Origin of the sequence: Asaia sp. SF2.1 (assembly GCF_000505765.1) — a bacterium.
In the GTDB taxonomy this organism is placed as follows: domain Bacteria; phylum Pseudomonadota; class Alphaproteobacteria; order Acetobacterales; family Acetobacteraceae; genus Asaia; species Asaia bogorensis.
Window position 1 is genome coordinate 103194 of sequence record NZ_AYXS01000051.1, and the last position, 473, is coordinate 103666.

At 56.2% G+C, this 473-nt stretch carries 1 protein-coding gene; it reads right to left on the reverse strand.

Annotation, left to right across the window (positions count from 1 at the left end; translation table 11 throughout):
* Window positions 1–473, reverse strand: a 473-nt coding sequence (locus P792_RS0120515; protein WP_031241769.1) for a flagellar basal body protein, incomplete at both ends; no start/stop codon positions are given.

Sequence of the window (473 nt, forward strand, 5' to 3'; positions counted from 1 at the left end):
AGGACACATCGGAAACCGCACCATCAGCCGCCGCCTGTCGCTGCGAAGCATAGGTCGAGGCAAGAGTCTGTACGGTTGTCACCAAGGCAGAGGCCTTGCTGACGACTGCACTCTGGGAGACGCTCTGGGTAGGAGTGGACGTCAGGGAAATCAGGGCACTTTGCAAATTGCCGAGCTGGTCTGAAAGGCTAGACGTACTTCCGGAGTCCTGAGAGGTAGATCCTTGCACGGAGGAGACGGCAGCCAGCGAATCGCTCATCACTGTGTAGGACGAAGCCTGGGCATTTTGCTGATAAAGCGATGATTGAAGCGCTTGATTGATCGCAAGCTGGGTATTGCCAAGCCGGACCCCTGTACCATAACCCGCAGCCACCGAAGACAACGTCGCAGCCGTCTCTTTCACGTAGCCAGTGGTATTTGCGTTCGCGACATTGTTTGCCGTCACAGCATACTGGGCCTCGATAACACTGAGG